Here is a 17,612-nt window from a genome sequence, read left to right as displayed (position 1 = left end):
CGGAGCGCCGGGCGCGGATCGAGGCAGTCGGAAACCAGCTCGTAGCTGCTGGCGGGTCGATCTACCGCCGCGTCGACGACGACGAAGGGTTCTGGCTGATCATGCAGGACCCGGAAGGCAACGAGTTCTGCGTCAACTGATCGACCCGCTGCACCCCTTCACACCGGGCCCACAAGCGGCGTGGACCACAGCCTGGCCGCATTGGGACGCCCCACCCGATCGACGTGGCCGAGGTCGCCGGGACACCTCGCCGGCGACCCAGCTCTGAGCCCAGGCGTCGAGGCACCCAGACTCCCGCCGGTCACCGAGCCGACGCCATCCAGGCCGACACCCGCCACCGTCCACCCCGACCCACAGCCGCACAGCGTCGGGTGGGTCACAGTGATGTGTGGGTTGCATTGGTGTGTGGCGCACAGTATCGTGTGATGCATGCTCGACGATGAACTGCTTTCGACGCACCTCCAGGAGCTGCGTCGCGGCACCGTGGTGCTTGCCTGCCTGCTCATCCTGCGCAAGCCCAACTACGGCTACGCCCTGCTCGACCTGCTCGAGCGGAGCGGCTTCGCCGTCGACGCCAACACGCTGTATCCGCTGCTGCGCCGGCTGGAGAAGCAGGGCCTGCTCACCAGCGACTGGAACACCGACGAGTCCCGGCCGCGCAAGTTCTACCGCACCAGTGACCTGGGCGGGGAGCTCGCGGACACGTTGAGCCACGACTGGGACGAGCTGCACGCCGCGTTCCGCACCCTGAAGGGCGAGTCATGACGACCACCACGACCACGACGCTGACCGACCGCTACATCGACGCGATCCTCCGCCGCGTGCCGAGCCGGCAGCGGCCCGACATCGAGCGCGAGCTGCGTACCTCGATCGCCGACGCCATGGACGACCGGCTCGAAGCCGGCGCCGAGCCGGCGGAGGCAGAGGTGGCGGTGCTCACCGACCTGGGCGACCCGGCCCGGCTGGCCGCCGGCTACGCGGACCGCCCGCTCCACCTGATCGGCCCCGCGCACTTCCTCGACTACACCCGCCTGCTGGGCGTGCTGCTCATTACCGTGGTGCCCACGGTGGCGGCGGTGGTGGGGCTGCTGCGGGCGGTCGACGGTGACAGCGCCTCCGCGATCGCCGGTGACGCGGTCGGCTCGGCGCTCACCGCCGGCTTCCACGTCGCCTTCTGGACCACGCTCGTCTTCGCGGCCTTCGAGCGCGTCCCCGCACTCAAGCCGCTGCCGATTCCGAAGTGGACACCGGCGGCGCTGCCCGAGCCGGTCAGCCGCCGCTCGCGATACGCGGAGATGATCGCCGGCACGGTGGCGATGGTGTTGTTCACCTCGCTGATCCTGATCTCGCCGGCGCTCCGGATCAAGACGGACGCCGCCGGCGAACCGATCGGGGCGCTCGACCCCTGGCTGTGGGACACCGGTCTGATCTACGTCTTCGTGGGCCTGCTCGTCATCGCCCTGGGCTTCAACTTCGCCACGTACTACTACGCGCGGCCCAGCGTGCCGATCGCGGTCGGCCGGGCGGTCGCCGACATCGCCACCGGGCTGACGCTCATCTGGTTCGCGGCGAACGACCACATCCTCAACCCCGCCTTCGTCGAGGCGGCCGGCTGGTCGTCCGACGTGGCCAAGTGGACCAACGGGGCCATCGTCGCCACCTGCGTCGCCTCGCTGCTCAGCACCGTCATCACCGCCGTCCGCGAATACCGCCAGCGTTGAGGGAGAAGAGAGACATGAAGGCCATCGTCTACGACCGGTACGGCCCGCCCGAGGTGCTGCGCTACGCGGACGTGGAGCGGCCGAGCCCGAAAGCCGGTGAGGTGCTCGTCCGGGTACGCACCGCCTCGCTCAACTTCGGCGACCGGGCCGCCATGCGCGGCGAGCCCCACGCGATCCGGCTGGTCATGGGCCTGCGCCGGCCCCGGGCAAACGTCCTGGGCCGGGCGGTCGCCGGCACCGTCGAGGCGGTCGGGCCCGGTGTGACCGGCTTCAAGCCCGGCGAAGACGTCTTCGGCGAGGTCAACCAGCGGGGCTTCGCGGAGTACACGGTGGCGAAGGAGAAGCACCTCGCGGCCAAGCCGGTCGAGGTGTCGTTCGCGCAGGCGGCCACGCTGCCGGTCGCGGCCAACACCGCGCTTCAGGGCATCCGCCTCGGCGGGGTGGGTGCGGGCACGCGGCTGCTGGTCAACGGCGCGTCCGGCGGGGTCGGCACGTTCGCGGTGCAGATCGCCAAGGCGCTCGGCGCGCACGTCACCGCCACGTGCGGCGCCCGCAACGCCGAGCTCGTGCGCTCGATCGGCGCGGACGCCGTGGTCGACTACACCACCAGGCTCAGCGATCTCTTCGACGTCGTGTTCGACCTGCGGGGCGACAAGCCGCTGGCCGCGATGCGCCAGGTGCTCGCGCCCAAGGGCATGTACATCTCGTCCTTCGGCGGCGGCGGAAACCTCCTCGGCCCGATGCCGCGCCTGATCGGCATGATGGTGAAGGCGCCGTTCGTGTCGCAGCGGCTGCGCCCGCTCGTCGCCACGCCCAAGGGCGACGAGCTGGCCGAGCTCGGCGCGATGGTCGCCGCCGGCACGCTCAGCCCGGTCATCGAAGAGGAACGCCCGCTGAGCGAGGCCGCCGCCGCCATCCGCCACATCGAGCAGCATCACGCGATCGGCAAGTTCGTCCTCAGCGTCGGTAAATAGTGATCGAGTGCCCCACTGAGTCGATCGGCTCGCTCGTGCGGATCAGCTCCGCGAGCGGGCCGGTGGCCTTGGCGATCGAGCTGTCCGACACGACGAGCAGCCCGCGCACCTCCCCCGCCGGCACGGCCAGCGGATCGGACGCCGTTATGCCGTACCACGACGGCACGCCGCTTCCTTTGTAGACAAGCCAGATCCGCTCCCCCGCGTAGCGGGCGCGGAGCCGGTCGGCCAGCCGCCCCAGGTCCTGCCCCCAGTCCACATTGGAGTCGTGCAGGTGCTCGTGGGTTCGGGCCGGGCCGCCGAAGGCCTCGTTCGAGTACGGCAGGTAGTACGGGAACGCGCGCAGCGAGCTGACCGCCACGAAGAGCACCAGCAGCCCGGCGCCGACCCGGGCCCACCGCCACCGCACGACCAGCACGGCGGCCGCGGCGACGGCGAGGAAGACCGGCACCACCAGCGCGTACCGGGTGCCGAAGCTGCGCGTGCCGGTCATCGCGACGGCGAGCAGCACGCCGGTCGGCACCAGCAGGTACGGGGCGGCCGGTCGCAGCCGAGGCACCGCGAGCAGCGTCACGGAGCCGGCGAACCACAGCGCCATCGCGCCGAGCGGAGACTTCACGAGCAGCGCGGCGGGCAGGTAGTACCAGCGGCCGCCGGTGAACACCTCACCGAAGAGGTAGCCGCTCCACCGCCCGTCCTCGAACCCGAACTGGATGCGCATCCCGTCCCGGTACGCCTCCGGGAGCGGCAGCAGGCCGGCGACGAGCCCGCGCAGGCCGCCGCTGGCCGGCACGTCGGGCGGCGGCACCCAGCCCAGCCGCGGGTCGACGGCCAGGTAGCTCACCCACACCACGGCCACCGCGATCACCGCCGCGCCGGCCGCCGCCCCGACACCCCACGCCGCGGCACGCCAGCTCCGCCCGCCCGCGGACCACACCGACAGGACCACAAGCAAAAGCAGCACGGGTACGAGGGGAAGAGCACTCATCTTGGTCGCCAGTCCCGCCCCGAGAGCGAGAGCGGCGAGTGGCACGTAGAGCCAGGGGCGCTGCCGCGCCCGCCAGACAAGCCACACCGAGGTCAGCAGGAACCCGACCGTGGGCATGTCCAGCGTCGCCAGCGAACCGTGCGCGATGACGTCCGGCGAGAAGGCATACAGGGCGAGCGCGACGAGCCCGCCCAGCGGCCCGGCGACGTCGCGGGCGAAGGCCAGCACCACAAGCCCGAAGAGCAGCGTCAGCACGATCACCGGCAGGCGGGCGAGCAACATCAGCCGCCACGCGTCGTAACCGGACTCGTACAGCAGGTGGCGACCGAGGGCGGTCTGGTCGCCCTGGAAGCCGGGATCGATCTCGGCTCCGGAAAACGCCAGCCCAGCGCCGATCAGCAGCTTGCCGAGCGGCGGGTGCTCCGGGTTGTACCGGAGGCTGTGCTCCTGGACCTGCCAGACGGCCGTCGCGACGTAGACCGGCTCGTCGATCGTCGGGGTCTGCTGGACGGCCGCGGTCACCATCGCGACCGCCATCTGCCCGAGGATCAGGGCCACCACCAGCGGATACAGCCATCGCCGTATCCGCACCGGCACCGTCAGCCGACTCCCGTCGGGTCCGGCTGCCGGCGTGGGCGGTGCCGTCGCCGTCGTCATCGTCACACTCTAGATACGGCCGGGCTGGCAGCATGTGTTCAACGAAACGGGGAGGCAACAGTGAGGCTGGAGGCGCTGGCGGAGGAGTTCTGGGCGTGGCGGCTGTCCGCCCAGCCGGACTCGTCCGACGACATCACCCGGGTGGAGCGGCCGGCGGGCTGGGTCGCCGACTGGTCCGCGGCGGCCATCGCCGAGCGCCGGGAGGCCGCCCGGGAGTTCGCCGACCGGCACGCGGCGATCGACCTCGCCGGGGCACCCCTCGCCGAGCAGGTCGACGGCCGCCTCCTCGGCTCGGCGATCGCGCGGGCGCACTGGGAGCTCGAGCTGCTCCGCGGCTGGGAGCGCAACCCGTGCTTCTACCTCGACCAGGCGCTCGTGCCGGTCTTCAACCTGCTGCTGGTGCCGCCACCGGTCGACACGGCCACGCTCGCCGCCATGCTGCGGCGGGTGCCCGTCCTGCTCGGCCAGGCCCGCGACAACCTCGGCGAGCGCGCGGCAGCCCCGCTCGCCGCGTACGCGCTGCGCCTGCTCGCGGACGCCCCGGACGGGCTGCGCGCGGCGATGGACGCGCTGCCCGGCGGGCCGGACCTAGTCGAGGCGACCGGCGAGGCGGCCGAGGCGCTCGGCGGGTTTCGCGAGTGGCTCACCGGCGAGCTGCCCGGGTTCACCGGCCCGGCGGCGGTGGGTCCGGAGGCGTTCGCGTACTTCCTGCACCGGGTGGCCCTGCTGCCCTACCCGGCGGCGCGGCTGCGCGAGATGGGCCGGCAGGAGTGGGACCGCGCGGTGGCGCTGGAGGCGATCCTGCGCCGCCGCCACCGCGGCGCGCCGGTTGCCGCCGTGGCCGCCGACCCGGCCGCGCTGGTCGAGCGGCAGCGCGACGGCGAGGCGGAGGTGCGCCGCTTCTACGCGGAGCGCGGCCTGCTCAGCCAGCCGGAGGAGCTGCGCCACTACCGGTTCGCGCCGATCCCCGACTACCTCGCCCGGCTGGAGTGGCTGGGCGTGGCGCACTACGCCGGCTCGGCGAGCCGGTGGAACGACGACGCGGTGCGGTACGTCCCGCCGCCCCGCGACGACCTGCCGTACTTCGCACTCGCGGCGGCCCGCGATCCGCGCACGGCCATCGCGCACGAGGGCGTGCACGCGCAGCAGCTCGCGCTCTCCTGGACGCATCCCGCCCCGGCCCGCCGCCGCTATTACGACTCGACGCCCAACGAGGGCATCGCCTTCTACAACGAGGAGCTGATGCTCCACTCAGGACTCTTCGACGGCGCGCCGGCCAGCGCCGAGTTCGTGGCCAACGCGATGCGGCTGCGGGCGCTGCGGGTCGAGGTGGACGTCGCGCTGGCGCTGGGCGAGCTGACCCTCGACGAGGTCGCCGACCGCCTGGCCGCGCTGGTGCCGATGGACCGCCAGACCGCGTGGGAGGAGGCGGCCTTCTTCACCGGCAACCCGGGCCAGGCGCTCAGCTACCAGATCGGCAAGCTTCAGATCCACGACCTGCTCGCCGTGGCCCAGCGCCGGGACGGCGACGCGTTCGACCTCATGGCCTTCCACGACCGGCTGTGGCGTGAGGGAAACGTGCCGCTCGCGCTCCAGCGGTGGGAGCTGCTCGGCGACCGCGCGCACCTCGACGAAGCCGATGCCCTGGCGGACGGAACCGATCGGGGGTCCGGCGCGACCAGCTAGCGTGACGACGTCGGCAGTGGAGCCCGAGACGGGCCGAAACGCGTTGGACGACTTCGACGCGGCTTACCAGACGCACTACGACGGCATGATCCGTCTGGCGTACGTGATCACCGACAGCATGGCGGCCGCCGAAGACATCGTGCAGGAGGCGTTCGTCGAGCTGTACCGGCGCTGGCCGGAGGTCCGTGACCCGCGGGGCTGGCTGCACACCGTGGTGGTCAACCGGTCGCGGTCGTGGTGGCGGCGGCTGATCGTGGCCCGCCGGCACGTGGCACGCGGCTCCCCCGTGGAGTCGACACCGTCGGCGGAGGACGGCACCGCCGTACGCCAGGCGCTGCTCGCGCTCAACCGCCGCCAGCGGGCCGCCGTCTTCCTCCGCTTCTACCTGGACCTGCCCGAGCAGGCGATCGCCGACGCGCTCGGCTGCCGCCCTGGCACGGTCAAGTCCCTCCTCCACCGCGCGCTCGCGACCCTGAGGGAGCACCTCGATGACGACTGAGCCACTGCGCGACCGGAACGAGCGGGTGCGGGCCGCCGTCCGGAGCCACATCGCCACCCTGCCGGTACCCCCGCCAAACCTGGCCCGGATCGTGGCGCGAGCGGAAGGCGGCGGGCGACCCCGGCGGCGCTCGGGTTGGGTCGTCCAGGCCGTCGCGGCCGCGGTGGCCGTGGTGGTCTGCGGCACGGTGACCGCGGCGGTGACGCTGGCCAGGCCGGAGACCCGCCACGGCGTCGCGCCGCTGTACTCGTTCTCGCCCGACAAGGTCCCCGACTTCGCGAAGCTGCCGGGGCCGGAGGCGGTCTGGCCGGGCGCGGTCCGCCAGCTGCCCGAGAGGCTGCCCGACGGGTCGGACTACACCGTCGCGGACACGACGGAGGGCGACGACGTGCTGGTCGTCCCGCTGGGCCGGGCGGCCGGACCGCTGCTCTTCAACCCGGACAGCGGCGCCATCCGCGGCGTGGCGACCGCCTCCGTGACGGACGGCCTCAACCAGCCTCGGGTCACCTCGGCCCGGGTGGCCGGCGACCGGGTGGTCTGGTTTCTGGAGGGGCGGCGAAACGGCCGGATCGCGCGGGAGGCGTGGCTGGCGCCGGTGGCCGGCGGCGAGGCGACGAAGCTCGCCAACCTCCCGGCCGTCAGCGGGACCGCGGTGCTGGCCGGCGACGCGATGATCTGGGAGGAGTACGGGCCGGGCCAGGGCAAGGACGACGTGAAGATCCGCCGGCTGCCGCTGGACGGCGGGCCGGTCGCCGACGTGCCGGGATCGCGCGGGTACTGGCTCTCCACCATCCCGGGTTGGATCACCACGCAGTACCCGGGCACGCCGTTCGGGGAGCCGGAACGCACCGGCGAGCTGATCGACGTCGCCACCGGAAAGCGGTACCGGTGGAAGGCGAACGAGGAGATGGTGGCGACCGTCGCATGTGGATCCACCTGGTGCGCCGGCGGGACCGTCGGCGAAGAGGCCGCGATCCAGAACCTCGACGGCAGCGGCTTCGTCGCGCTGAAGTCGCGCGGCGGTTTCGAGCCCGGGTACGAAGGGCGGCTCGCGATCGGCCCGATCGGCGAGCGGTGGGTGGTCTGGGACCGGGTCACCGGCCGGGCCGCGGTGATCGAGCGGAAGCGCTTTGACGACCCGTTCGCCCGGCAGTCGGAGCTCCTGATGGAGGGCATGCGGTCGCGCTCGACGGTGCAGGTCTGGCAGGCCCCCGACGGCACGTACAAGATGCTGGACCTGAAACGGCTGTGGTGACGGAGAACGGCCCCGCCCGGGGACCTCGGGCGGGGCCGTCTCGGCGGCGGGTCAGCGGCGGGCGGCCGGGTTGGCCACCTCCAGCTCGTTGATCTGCTCGCCGGTGAGCACGTCGAAGGCGCGCAGGACCGTGCGGTCCGGGTACACGGCCACGGTCAGCACGCCCGGCGACTCGGGCCGGTCGGTGGCGGAGTCCTCGTCCCACGGGTCGTCCGGGCTGGGCGCGAACTCCATCGCCAGCGCGCCGGTGTTGACCGCGGTGTAGCCGTCCGGGTGCCCGCCCTGCGTGACCACCTGGGCGGCCCAGTCCCGCCGGTACGGCGACCAGTGGGTATGGCCGCTCAGGAAGATCACGTTCGGGTACTTCCCGACGATCGCCTCGATCTCGAAGTCGCGCGGGCCGTTCTCGTAGAAGTTGCCGTACGTGCCCGAGACCGTCCACTCGAACGGGTAGTGGCGCATCACCAGCACCTGCTTGCCCTTGGCCGACCAGTACGCGAGCCGCTGGGCGAGGAACGCCATCTGCGCGTCGCTGACGTCCTGCTTCTCGTCCTCCGCTACGCCGCCCTCCTCGCCGATCACGACGAGTGGCACGCCGCCGACGACCTTCTCGTAGTACGGCTTGTCGATCTTCGCGCCCCACTGGTTGGCCCAGGTCAGGAAGTTGTCGACCTGCTGCTCCTTGGTCAACACCCGGCTGCGCACGTCGTGGTTGCCGATCGCCGGGTACACCGGGGGCAGCTTGTGGCCGGCGAACGCGGCGCTCACGTCCGCGTACTCCTGGACCTGCTGCTCCTGGGTCTGCTCGCGCGGCCCGCTGATGATGTCGCCGACGACGATCAGCCCCTTCGCGGCCGGCGCCTCGCGGCGCAGCAGGTCGAGCGCGCCGCCGGTGTACGGCAGCCCCTCCACCTGGATGTCGCTGAGCACCTGGAACGTGACCGGCTTGGCGTGGCGGGCCAGCGCCGGCAGCGGCGTGCGGACCACCACGTCGTCCACCGCCCAGAACATCTGCGGGCGGTTGTTGCTGTACCCGAAGCGGATCACCGCGCTGCGTGCCCGGCTCGGCACCTCGACCCGGATCACCTCCTGGCCGGAGATGACGTCGCCGCCGCCGTTCGCGCTGATCCGGGCCGCCGAGTAGCGCAGGATCTCCTTCTCCGCGCCGCCGTCGAAGGCCACCGTCACCCGACCGACGGCCTTGTGCGCCTGCCGCCAGTGCGAGGAGAAGACGAGCTCGACCGCGCGCTTGCCGCTGACCGGGACACCGGGGCTGGTCAGCGTGCTGTTGACCGGGTGGTCGCCGTCGACCGCGGCGCCCTTGGCCACGGCGACGCCGTTGTCGGCGACCGCGAGCACGCCCCGGGAACGGGAGAACTGCTGGCGCCCGTCGAGGAAGCAGCGCTGGTCCAGCGGCCGGTCCTGCTCCGGGTCGCAGCCCACGCCGGCCGGCGCGGCGGCGGCGAACCAGTCGTCCCGTTGCGCGAACGTCCAGCCGCGCCATCCGGCGGGCGTGCCGTCGGTCTGCACCGACCAGGCGCCGCGGGCGCCGTCGAAGTCGCCGCGCCAGAGCGTCTGCCGCACCGGCTGGCCGTGCCCGTTGCCGCCCGCTTCCGCGGCCGTGGGCAGGAGAACGAGCGCCGCGGCGGCCGCGGCGAGCAAATGTCTCGGGTGTGCCATGGACACACCCTGGCCAAGTTGATCAAATATCCGGTGAACGCCACGCTCTGGCCGGATGAGGGCACGATGGTGGGGTGGAACTAGAGGATTTTCTCGCCGCGGCCGAAGAGCTGCTCACCGTACCGTCAACCGCCGACCGGCCGGAGGAGCTCAAGCGGGCGGTCGAGTTCGTCGTCGACTTCGTCGGGCTCGGATTCGAAGTGGAGTGGTTCGAGTCGAGCGGCGTACCCTCGGCGCTGCTCCACCACGGACCAGCGCGGCGCGACTTCCGGGTGGTGCTCAACGCGCACCTCGACGTCGTCCCGGCCACGCCCACCCAGTTCACGCCGCGGCGCGAGGGCGACCGGCTGTACGCGCGCGGCGCGCAGGACATGAAGATCACCGCGCTGGCGCAGGCACTCGCGTTCCGGGAGACCGCCGCCACCCTGCCGTACCCGCTGGCGCTCCAGCTCGTCTCGGACGAGGAGGTGGGCGGGCGCGACGGCACCGGACATCAGCTGGAGCAGGGCGTCACCGGCGAGTTCGTGGTGATCGGCGAGCACAGCCGGCTCGACATCGTGGCCGACTCCAAGGGCCTGGCCCACGCCCGCCTGCACGCGACCGGCCACAGTGGTCACGGCGCGTACCCGTGGCTCGGCGACAACGCCCTGCTCAAGCTCGTACGTACGGTCACCCGCCTGACCGAGCGCTATCCGGTGCCGGCGGCGGAGGCGTGGCAGACGACGATCAACGTGGCCCGGATCGAGACGCCCAACCGGGCGTTCAACCAGATCCCCGCCGAGGCCGAGGCGTGGCTGGACATCCGCTTCCCCACGGAGGACACCGACCTGGCCGGCGCGGACGCCGGCGCGATCACCGCGCACCTCGCCGCCTTCTGCGAGCCGGGCGTGACCGTGGCGGTCGACCACGTGGACGCGCCGCACCACGCCGACCACGACCGGCCCGAGATCGCCCACCTGCGGGACGCCGCGCGCGAGCAGGGCTACGGCGGCGCGTTCCTCTACAAGCACGGCGCGGGCGACGGCCGGTTCTACTCCGCACGCGGCATCCCGGCGGTGGCGTTCGGCGTGGGCGGGCACGGCCAGCACGGCCCGGACGAGTACGCGGAGATCTCCACGATCGCGCCCTACCACGCGGCGCTCGTGTCGTTCCTGCGCCGCCTCGCGACCTAGAGGGGTTTCGGGGTCAGGGCCGCCGCCCGCCGTGGCGTTTCTTCGAGGCGTATTTGCCCACGTCCGCGTCAGCGCGGACCGTATGCTCCCGCGGGCACCGCTCCCGGCCGGCGGCTCGCAGCGCTCGCCGAAACCCCCGGCCCTCCACTGCCAGGCCCGCGAGACAAGCCCCGAAGGGCGGGCTTTCGCGGCCCCTGCGCCATCCCGACGCAGCGTCACCAACCCACCAGGGGCGAGACTTCGAGATCGCTCACACCGCCGCAGCGGTCACTCGCGGCGACGAAACCCCCGTCGCTTTCCCGGATCGGCGGATCCGAGAACAGACATTGTGGACAAACATCGACCACCGCCAGGCGCGAGCTCGATCCACCCCCCGCCGGTTGCGCACCGGGGTGCGCGACCAACGGCGGACGGGTGAGGCCGCGGGAGCAACGGTCTGGACCACGACGCACGTCGCGGTAGCTCAAAATCTCTGTCTAAATAGGGCGGTCGAACCCCGACTCCGATAGGTCTCTAGATCATTAGCTCGATGCCCAACGGTGTGTCAGGGCAGGTCGGCGGCGCGCAGTGTGAGGGAGCGGCCCTCGGGGCGGGTCAGGGTGAGCGTGTCGCCGTCGACCACGGCGGTCAGCTCGCCGTCGTCGAGGACCCACTGCATCCGCATCTCCAGCCACTCCGGGTAGTTGGAGCAGCCGCGCTTGGTCGTGCCCATCTCGGTGAGCGCGACCGTGCCGTCGCCGACGGCGGCGTAGCCGCTGATCCAGTTGCAGCCGGTGAAGCCGGTGATCTCGCCGCCGGTCATCTCCACGTACGCCTCAGGCGTGGCGGGGATGGGCGTGGTGCCGGCGCTGTCGGTGACCGACTCGATGACCCAGTGGGTGTCTTCGACGGGCGGGGCGGTGGCTCCGCTCATCGCCAGCACCATGCCCACAGTGATGCTCGTCAATATAGCCATGTCCCCCATGATGACAGACCGCTGTCCGTTCGAGGGGATGCCCATTCGTCGTGTTGGTATGACCTCCTCCAACGCTATGCGGGCCCGCTGGGCGATCACCGCGGTCTTCGGCGGCAACGGCCTGCTCATCGCGAGCCTCGTGGCGCGCACGCCGCAGCTCAAGCTCGACCTCGACCTCTCCCCCGCCCAGCTCGGGCTGACCAGCGCCGCGTTCGGCGTCGCGGCCGTGGTCGCCATGCAGGGCGCCGGCGCCCTCGCCGCCCGGGTCGGCAGCGGCTGGGTGGTACGGCTGGCGGTCCTCGTGCTGCCGGTCGCGCTGATCGGCATCGGCGGCGCGCCGAGCCTGGTCTCGCTGATGCTCCTGCTGCTCGGGTTCGGGGCGGTACACGGCCTGCTCGACGTGACCATGAACGCGCACGCCGTCGCCGTCGAACGCGTGCTCGGCCGCCCGATCATGAATGGCTGCCACGCCGCGTGGAGCATCGGCGCCGTCGTGGGCTCGCTGGTCGGGTCGGCGGCGGCCCACGCGGGCACGTCACGGTCACTGCACTACGCGGTACTCGCGGCGGCCCTGCTGCCGGCCGCGCTCGCGTGCGGCCGCCTGCTGCTGCCCGGGTACGCGGACCGGCGCGGCGTCCGGGCCCGCCGGTCGAGCCCGCGGGATGGCTGGAGCCGGCGGATCGTCGTGTTCGGCGCGATGGGTGCCACCGTGCTCACCGTCGAGGCGGCGGTCGCCAACTGGAGCGGCGTCTACCTGCACGAAAACCTCGGCGCGCCGCTCGGCGCCGCGTCGCTGGGCTACCTGGCGTTCACCGCGTGCCAGACCGCCGGCCGCCTCGTCGGGGACCGGCTCCAGGCCGGCCGTGACGCGGCAAAGCTCGTGGTGGCCGGCACGCTCGTCGCGGTGGCGGGACTCGCCGCGGTGGTGCTGAGCCCGTCGCCGGCGGTCGCCGTGGTGGGGTTCGCGGTGGTCGGCGTGGGGCTGGCGACCCCGCTGCCGGTGCTCTTCGGCGTGGTCGGCCACCATGGCGCGGCCGGCGCGGGGGCGGCCGTGGCCGTCGCCCGGTTCAGCACGATGACCTACACGGGGATCCTTGTCGCGCCCGCCGTGATCGGCTGGGTGGCCGAGCTGATCGGTCTCACGTGGACACTCGCCGGCCTGATCCCGTTGCTGGCACTCGTCGCGCGCGCAGCCGCCCCGGCGATCCACCGGGCGCCGCGGCTCACAGCCACTGGATGAGCTCCACCGCGTTGCCGTCCGGGTCGCGGACGAGGGCCGCCCGGACGCCGACGACGTCGAGGTCGGTCGGCGGGAAGAACGCCGGCACCCCGCCGGCGGCCAGCGCCGCGACGGCGGCGTCCACGTCGTCGACCTCCAGCGCGAAGTGGCGGTATCCGGTGATCTGGTACTCCTGCCCCGGATCGGCGGCGACCGCGTGGTGGCCGGCCTTCTCGCCGTCGCCGATGATCTCCATGTAGAACGAGCCCTTGCGCAGGTAGCACATCCGGGCGCCGGGCAGCATGTCCGGCGCGCTCCACTCCTGCGCCACGCTGAAGCCGAAGTGCCGGCAGTACCAGCTCACTGTCTCGTCGTAGCTCTTCGCGATGATCGCCAGGTGGTGGAAGCGGTAGTCCTGCGCCATCCGAACATCTCAGCACAGCACTGCAACATTCCTGCACATCGATTCGCTTGACGTATGGGAAAGGGCTTTCCTAGCGTTGTCCCATGACCCGGAAAGCGCTCCTCGCCGCGGCGGTGGTCGCCGCGCTCGTGTTCGCCGGCGTGCACGCGGCACACGCCGCCACCCTCTTCAGCGCCGACTTCACCGGCGGCGCGAGCGGCTGGACCCGCTCCGGCGGGAGCTGGTCGGTCGTCACCGACGGCTCGGCCGTCTACCGCCAGTCGGGCACCGGCAGCGACGCCCGCGCGCTCGCCGGATCCAGCTCGTGGAGCGACTACACGGTCGAGGCGCGGGTCAAGCCGACCGGCTTCAACGGCACCGCCCGCCACGCCGGGATCATCGCCCGCGCGCAGAGCACAAGCGGTTACTACTACCTCGCGCTCACCAACGCGGGCGAGGTGCGCCTCGGCCGCCGCGGCTCCGGCGGTCACACCACGCTGGCCGCGGCGCCCGCGACGGCCGCGCTCGACACGTGGCACCGGCTGCGTCTCGAAGCGACCGGCACGACGCTGCGCGGATTCCTCAATGGACAGCTGGTCGCGACCGCCACCGACAGCGCGTACGCGTCCGGCTCGGTCGGCCTGGCCACCTACTACGCCAGCGCCTCGTTCGACGACGTGCTGGTGACCGACGCGGCCGGCCCGACACCGACGACGCCCACGCCCGGTGTCACCACCTCGCCACCGCCGCAGCCGCTGCCCGGCCAGCCGGACGGCCACGCCACCGGGACCACCGGCGGCGCGGGCGGCCCCACCGTCACCGTCACCACGGCGGCCGAGCTGGCACAGTACGCGGGCGCCAACACCCCGTACGTCATCCGGGTCGCCGGGCGCATCGCGGTCGACGACATGGTCACGGTGGTCGCCAACAAGAGCATCATCGGCGTCGGCTCCACCGCCGAGATCACCGGCGGCGGTCTCCAGCTGGGCACGACCACGCGCCCCGGTGACAACGTCATCATCCGCAACATCACCTTCCGCGACGCCTCGGACGACTCGATCAGCGTCCACAATGGATCGCACCACGTCTGGATCGACCACAACGACTTCTACCCCGGTTTCGACGGGTCGGTCGACGTCAAACGCCGGTCGACGAACGTGACCGTGTCCTGGAACAGGTTCCACGCCACCGACAAGAGCATGCTGCTCGGGCACTCCGACACGTTCCCCGACGACATCGGCTATCTGAAGGTCACGTACCACCACAACTACTTCGACGGCTCAAACCAGCGACACCCGCGCGTGCGCTTCGGCGAACCGGTCCACGTGTACAACAACTACTACCGCGGCATCGGCCTCTACGGCGTCGCCTCCACGGAAAACGCCGGCGTACTCGTCGAGGCCAACTACTTCGAGGACGTCGCCTTCCCGTGCCACTCGGTCAGCGGCTACGCCGACTCCGCCCCCGGCCGCCTGGCCGAACGCGGCAACGTCTTCGTCCGCTCCGGCCCCTGCGAGAGCGGCGGCGCAGTGGCCGACCCGCGCGCCTACTACGCGTACACGCCGGACAGTGCCAGCGCCGTCCCCGCACTGGTAACCGCCGGCGCGGGGGCGGGCCGCATCTCCTGACGCCGAGAGGGCTCGCCGAGATCCCGACCTCGCCCGTCGTGGTAGCTCGAGGATTTCGCCATGGACGCCGGACGGGGTGCTGGCACAATCGTCGGGTGGGTGAGCGGGACACGGTGTTGGCCGAGTTGGCGCGGGTGGTGCTCGCGGTGGGACGGCCGCACCCGGTGCGGGTGGCGATCGACGGGTGCTCGGCGGCGGGGAAGACGACGATGGCCGACGAGTTGGCGGGGGTGTTGCGGGCGCGCACCGAGCGTGCGGTCATCCGCGCGGGCATCGACTACTTCAAGCGGGCCGTCGCGCTGCGCACCACGTACCCGAAAGGGTCGCCGGAGGGCTACTACCTGGAGTATTGGGATCACGCCGCGATCCGCGACCAGCTGCTTGTCCCGCTGGGGCCGGGTGGCAGCCGGCGATACCGCACCGCAGTGATGGACCTGCCCGCGCTCAACGCCGTCGACGCGCCGGTCGAGGTCGCGCCGGACGACGCCGTGCTGGTGGCCGACGGCGCGTTTCTCCAGCGGCCGGAGCTCGACGCGCTGTGGGATCTGCGGATCTACGTCGACGTGAGCTTCGACGAGGTGCTGCGCCGGGGCATCGCCCGCGACCAGCAGTGGATGGATTCGGCGGAGCAGGCGGAGCACCGCTACCGCACGATGTACATCCCCGGTGAGCGGCGCTACGTCGACGAGGTGCGGCCGCGCGAGCGCGCCGACGTCGTGGTGGGCAACGAGGATCCCGCCGCACCGAGCCTTGTCGTGCGGGTCTGACGGGCCTCGGGCTCGGGCAGCCAGGCGCCGTCGGGTGGGCGTAGCCAGCCAAGCGCGGCCGACAGCCGGTCGACGGCGTCGTGCAACGCGCGCAGGCCGGGATGGTCCAGGTCCGCGCGCCAGACCATCGCCCACGGGTACACCACCGCCGGGCGCACCAGTGGGCGGAGCGCCGCGCCGTCGACGGGCGGCTGGGTGCTCAGGGTCAGGATCGGCGCGTCGCGCAGGTGGAGGTGGTGGGCGAGCTCGTCAGCGCCGTGTACCGGCGGGTGCGCCAGCGCCGGGTCCATCCCCAGCGGACCGAGCAGCTGGCGCATCGCGTCGTCCCAGTCGTGGGTGACGTGGTCGCCGGCGCGGAAGCACACGCCGCTGCCCTCCAGGTCGGCCAGCGGGATCTCGGCGCGGGCCGAGAACGGGTGTCCCGCCGGCAGCAGCACCATGACGGGTTCCAGGCGGACGGGGCGGTGGCGTAGGCCGGCGGAGCGCGCGCCGGGTGCCGTCCAGCGACCGAAGGCCACGTCGATCCGCCCGGCGCGGCCGCTCAGCGTGGCGACCGCGCCGTCGAGCCCCTGGCGTTCGCGGGCGAAGAACTCGACCTCCCGGACCCGGCCGCGGGCCTCGGCCAACACGAGCGACGGCGTCAGGCCGGGGCCGACGACGTCGACCAGCAGCTGTTCGGCCTCGCCGCGCAGGGCGTGCAGGGCCTTGTCGTGGAGGGCGAGCAGCCGCCGCGCGTACCCGAGCAGCTCCTCGCCCGCCGGTGTGAGCGTGACCTGGCGCGTGGTCCGGGTGAAGAGCGGGCGGCCGACCCGGTCTTCCAGGCGCTGGATCTCGCGGCTCAGCGCCTGCTGCGCCACGAAGAGCCGCTGCGCCGCGCGGCTGAAGTGGAGCTCCTCCGCCACCACGACGAACGAGCGCAGCATGCGGATCTCCAGGTCACGGCTCACCGCTTCTTTGTAGCCGATTCATCCCCCAAGCTTCACGACCAGCTCGCCGCCCTGTGCTCCACCGGTACCTCCTCGGACTCGCCGACCGGGCCGGGCTCGCACCCCGCGCCGAACGGCCGGCCGCCCAGCGCCTCCCGCCCGTGCGGCGTGAGCCAGCCGGACAGGTCGGGGCCCACGGGCACGATGCCGGTCGGGTTGATGTCGCGGTGGACCTCGTAGTAGTGCCGCTTGATGTGGTCGAAGTCGACGGTGTCCCCGAAGCCGGGCGTCTGGAAGAGGTCGCGCGCGTACGCCCAGAGCACCGGCAGCTCGGTCAGCTTGTGCCGGTTGCACTTGAAGTGCCCGTGGTACACGGCGTCGAAGCGGACCAGCGTCGTGAAGAGCCGCACGTCCGCCTCGGTGATCGTGTCGCCGACGAGGTAGCGCTGGTCGGCCAGGCGGTCGGAGAGCCAGTCGAGCCGGGCGAAGAGGCGCCGGTACGCCTCCTCGTACGCCTCCTGGTCGCCGGCGAAGCCGCACTGGTACACGCCGTCGTTGACGTCGCTGAAGACCACCCGGTTGACCTGGTCGATTTCGGCGCGCAACTCTTCCGGGTACAGGTCGGGCGCGCCCGGCCGGTGGTACGCCCGCCACTCCGACGACATGTCCAGGGTGATCTGCGCGTAGTCGTTGGTCACCACCTGCCCGGTGCGCACGTCCACGATGGCCGGCACGGTGATCCCGCGTTCGTAGCCGGGAAAGCGCGCGAAGTACGCCTCTTGGAGCCGCTCGATGCCCAGCACCGGGTCGCGGCCGCCCGGGTCGAGGTCGAACGTCCAGCTCCGCGCGTCGTGGGTCGGCCCGGCGATGGCCATCGACAGCACCGACTCGAGGCCGAGCAGCCGGCGGACGATCACGGCCCGGCCGGCCCAGGGGCAGGCGCGGCTGACCACGAGGCGGTAGCGGCCGGGCTCCACCGGGTACCCGTCGCTCCCGTCCGCGGTGATGCGGGTGGCGATGTAGCGCTGGTCGCGGGTGAACTCACCCGTCGTGCTGACATAGGTCATACGTCAATCGTTCCC

At 72.3% G+C, this 17,612-nt stretch carries 17 protein-coding genes; 11 read left to right on the top strand and 6 right to left on the bottom strand.

The window, feature by feature from the left end:
* Nucleotides 1–17 precede the first annotated feature (17 nt).
* From AC5L36_RS24060 to AC5L36_RS24045, 4 genes are all read left to right on the top strand, one after another.
* Nucleotides 18–140 (top strand): VOC family protein, encoded by a 123-nt coding sequence (locus AC5L36_RS24060; RefSeq protein WP_441219735.1) that lies wholly within the window; start codon nt 18–20, stop codon nt 138–140.
* A 289-nt stretch (nt 141–429) separates the two neighbouring features.
* A complete protein-coding gene (locus AC5L36_RS24055; protein WP_441219728.1) occupies nt 430–765 on the top strand; it encodes a PadR family transcriptional regulator in 336 nt (111 codons plus the stop codon).
* Nucleotides 762–1,721, top strand: a complete 960-nt coding sequence (locus AC5L36_RS24050) for a permease prefix domain 1-containing protein (protein WP_441219727.1) — start codon at nt 762–764, stop codon at nt 1,719–1,721. Before AC5L36_RS24055 ends, AC5L36_RS24050 begins: the two co-directional genes overlap by 4 nt.
* Nucleotides 1,722–1,735: 14 nt before the next feature.
* Nucleotides 1,736–2,695 (top strand): NAD(P)-dependent alcohol dehydrogenase, encoded by a 960-nt coding sequence (locus tag AC5L36_RS24045; protein WP_441219726.1) that lies wholly within the window; start codon nt 1,736–1,738, stop codon nt 2,693–2,695.
* On the opposite strand, the gene AC5L36_RS24040 is transcribed toward AC5L36_RS24045, so the two are convergent.
* A complete protein-coding gene (locus AC5L36_RS24040) occupies nt 2,679–4,340 on the bottom strand; it encodes an ArnT family glycosyltransferase (protein ID WP_441219725.1) in 1,662 nt (553 codons plus the stop codon). The genes AC5L36_RS24045 and AC5L36_RS24040 overlap by 17 nt on opposite strands.
* Before the next feature lie 60 nt (nt 4,341–4,400).
* Between AC5L36_RS24040 and AC5L36_RS24035 the strand changes: the two genes are divergently transcribed.
* From AC5L36_RS24035 to AC5L36_RS24025, 3 genes are read left to right on the top strand one after another with little or no spacing between them, the layout of a single operon-like run.
* Nucleotides 4,401–6,026, top strand: a complete 1,626-nt coding sequence (locus AC5L36_RS24035; protein WP_441219724.1) for a DUF885 family protein — start codon at nt 4,401–4,403, stop codon at nt 6,024–6,026.
* Between the two features lies 1 nt (nt 6,027).
* Nucleotides 6,028–6,525, top strand: coding sequence for a SigE family RNA polymerase sigma factor (locus AC5L36_RS24030; protein WP_441219723.1), 498 nt, complete (start codon nt 6,028–6,030; stop codon nt 6,523–6,525).
* Entirely contained in the window at nt 6,515–7,780 is a 1,266-nt protein-coding gene (locus tag AC5L36_RS24025) for a hypothetical protein (protein WP_441219722.1), read from the top strand. Before AC5L36_RS24030 ends, AC5L36_RS24025 begins: the two co-directional genes overlap by 11 nt.
* 51 nt (nt 7,781–7,831) lie before the next feature.
* On the opposite strand, the gene AC5L36_RS24020 is transcribed toward AC5L36_RS24025, so the two are convergent.
* Nucleotides 7,832–9,460: a metallophosphoesterase family protein gene (locus AC5L36_RS24020; RefSeq protein WP_441219721.1), complete on the bottom strand. Its 1,629-nt coding sequence runs from the start codon at nt 9,458–9,460 to the stop codon at nt 7,832–7,834.
* A 74-nt stretch (nt 9,461–9,534) separates the two neighbouring features.
* On the opposite strand from AC5L36_RS24020, the gene AC5L36_RS24015 reads away from it, so the two are divergent.
* Nucleotides 9,535–10,632 (top strand): M20 family metallopeptidase, encoded by a 1,098-nt coding sequence (locus tag AC5L36_RS24015; protein WP_441219720.1) that lies wholly within the window; start codon nt 9,535–9,537, stop codon nt 10,630–10,632.
* Between the two features lie 544 nt (nt 10,633–11,176).
* Here AC5L36_RS24015 and AC5L36_RS24010 read toward each other — a convergent pair.
* Nucleotides 11,177–11,587, bottom strand: a complete 411-nt coding sequence (locus AC5L36_RS24010) for an META domain-containing protein (protein ID WP_441219719.1) — start codon at nt 11,585–11,587, stop codon at nt 11,177–11,179.
* A gap of 58 nt (nt 11,588–11,645) precedes the next feature.
* Between AC5L36_RS24010 and AC5L36_RS24005 the strand changes: the two genes are divergently transcribed.
* Nucleotides 11,646–12,827, top strand: coding sequence for an MFS transporter (locus AC5L36_RS24005; RefSeq protein ID WP_441219718.1), 1,182 nt, complete (start codon nt 11,646–11,648; stop codon nt 12,825–12,827).
* Here the strand turns inward: AC5L36_RS24005 and AC5L36_RS24000 are convergent.
* Nucleotides 12,811–13,230 carry a VOC family protein gene (locus AC5L36_RS24000; RefSeq protein ID WP_441219717.1) on the bottom strand — a complete coding sequence of 140 codons (420 nt, stop codon included), beginning with the start codon at nt 13,228–13,230 and terminating at the stop codon, nt 12,811–12,813. The two genes, AC5L36_RS24005 and AC5L36_RS24000, sit on opposite strands and share 17 nt — an antisense overlap.
* Before the next feature lie 83 nt (nt 13,231–13,313).
* Between AC5L36_RS24000 and AC5L36_RS23995 the strand changes: the two genes are divergently transcribed.
* On the top strand, nt 13,314–14,837 hold the full coding sequence (locus AC5L36_RS23995; RefSeq protein ID WP_441219716.1) for a pectate lyase family protein: 1,524 nt from the start codon (nt 13,314–13,316) through the stop codon (nt 14,835–14,837).
* A 95-nt stretch (nt 14,838–14,932) separates the two neighbouring features.
* Nucleotides 14,933–15,604 carry a nucleoside/nucleotide kinase family protein gene (locus AC5L36_RS23990; RefSeq protein ID WP_441219715.1) on the top strand — a complete coding sequence of 224 codons (672 nt, stop codon included), beginning with the start codon at nt 14,933–14,935 and terminating at the stop codon, nt 15,602–15,604.
* Here AC5L36_RS23990 and AC5L36_RS23985 read toward each other — a convergent pair.
* Together AC5L36_RS23985 and AC5L36_RS23980 are read right to left on the bottom strand one after the other, a co-directional pair.
* Nucleotides 15,514–16,551, bottom strand: coding sequence for a LysR family transcriptional regulator (locus AC5L36_RS23985; RefSeq protein ID WP_441219714.1), 1,038 nt, complete (start codon nt 16,549–16,551; stop codon nt 15,514–15,516). The genes AC5L36_RS23990 and AC5L36_RS23985 overlap by 91 nt on opposite strands.
* Nucleotides 16,552–16,583: 32 nt before the next feature.
* On the bottom strand, nt 16,584–17,597 hold the full coding sequence (locus AC5L36_RS23980) for a glutathione S-transferase family protein (protein ID WP_441219713.1): 1,014 nt from the start codon (nt 17,595–17,597) through the stop codon (nt 16,584–16,586).
* Nucleotides 17,598–17,612: the final 15 nt, after the last annotated feature.

This window comes from Phytohabitans sp. LZ39 (genome assembly GCF_059359075.1).
The sequence above is the reverse complement of the archived record's forward strand: the minus strand, read 5'-3'. Positions and strand labels throughout refer to the sequence as shown.